At 44.9% G+C, this 1185-nt stretch carries 3 protein-coding genes; all 3 read right to left on the bottom strand.

What is annotated here, in order from left to right; translation table 11 throughout:
* The coding region (locus BO225_RS07480) for an IS66 family transposase zinc-finger binding domain-containing protein (RefSeq protein ID WP_198936114.1) at positions 1-512 on the bottom strand (512 nt) is incomplete at its 3' end.
* 65 nt (positions 513-577) lie between these two features.
* Positions 578-937: an IS66 family insertion sequence element accessory protein TnpB gene (tnpB, locus tag BO225_RS07475; protein ID WP_076341628.1), complete on the bottom strand. Its 360-nt coding sequence runs from the start codon at positions 935-937 to the stop codon at positions 578-580.
* Positions 934-1110, bottom strand: a complete 177-nt coding sequence (locus tag BO225_RS12375; protein ID WP_158023811.1) for a hypothetical protein — start codon at positions 1108-1110, stop codon at positions 934-936. The genes tnpB and BO225_RS12375 overlap by 4 nt, the downstream gene beginning before the upstream one ends.
* Between the last annotated feature and the right edge of the window lie 75 nt (positions 1111-1185).

Here is a 1185-nt window from a genome sequence, read left to right as displayed (position 1 = left end):
ACGTCTTCTCCATCCTGCCTGCAGGAGGGACAGACGTACGTTTCGGTATAGATCTCTTCGATACGGATCTTCGGCTCTTCTATGATCACCCGCGTCCTCACCTTTTCTTCGCCGATCTTCTCCATCTCTTCGCCGCACCATGGGCACTTCTTTTCTTCCTCCGAAGCTTCGATCACGATCTTGGTTCTTTCGACATCGCCCAGATCGTCTTTGTTCCAGCAGCGTTTCTTTCTGGAATACTGAATGTTCTGGAGAGCCCGAGCAGAAGAAGGACTTTCTTCCGGATATTCGAGATCGAAGAGCGTAGGCATGTTGGCCATCATTTCCGCATGTCTTGCCTTTTCGCTCTTTTTTCCGAAAAGCATCCGCTGAAGCTTTTCGATAATTGCGTCCTTGTGTTTGATCGTTTTGTTCAGTTCTTCGATCTGAACAGACAAGTTGTCAATGATCTTTATCATCTTTTCGAGCTGTTCTTTATCCACTTCGACCGTCGTTTGTTTTTCCTTTTCCATGTTTCAATTATACCACAAAAAAGAAGGGAAATAAACAAATTCCCCTTTATATAAAGCATATTTGATCACATTATCTTTGTCGCCCGGCTTTTGCGGATCGAACATTTCTGCTCGATCCCCAGACCTTCTAGAAGCCATCTCAGCTGCTGTTCGCTGAGAAGAAGCACTTCATCATTGTTTTTAGGCCACTGGAACTTTCCTTCGTCAAGACGCTTCGCAAGAAGAAGAAATCCGTCCTCTTCCCAAAGGATCCCCTTGATCGAGGATGTTTTCCGACCGCAGAAAAGAAAGAGACTGTTCTCGAAAGGATCGAGCTGCATCGATTGTTCGATGATCAGACATAATCCGTCGATCCCTTTGCGCATATCGGTAAAACCAGGCTTCAAATACACGCGATCGATCTTGGAATAATCGAGCGACCTCATAAGCAGGACAGGATCTTTCTGACCAGTTCAAGATCCGCGTGATTATGAATATAGATCTTGCCTTTAGAAGAGTTGATCACGACAGCCGGTTTTTCATAAGCCACTTTTCTTTTTGGAAAAGGAATCTCGGTAAATACTAGATCTTCTTTATGAGCAGTGGTATTCGTTTCCATAGGGTAGCCACCTCCTGTGGTTACTCTACTTTAACTTTCATCAGGCTGCTACCCGCTGTTTTAATTCCCGCTTAC

The organism is Dubosiella newyorkensis (assembly GCF_001945605.1).
Lineage (GTDB): Bacteria > Bacillota_I > Bacilli_A > Erysipelotrichales > Erysipelotrichaceae > Dubosiella > Dubosiella newyorkensis.
Note: the sequence above shows the minus strand (reverse complement) of the source record. Positions and strands in the feature narration are given on the sequence as shown.

Coding starts and splice junctions, on each gene's coding strand:
- tnpB (WP_076341628.1), bottom strand. CDS start 937: ATGAGGTCGCTCGATTATTCCAAGATCGATCGCGTGTATTTGAAGCCT.
- BO225_RS12375 (WP_158023811.1), bottom strand. CDS start 1,110: ATGGAAACGAATACCACTGCTCATAAAGAAGATCTAGTATTTACCGAG.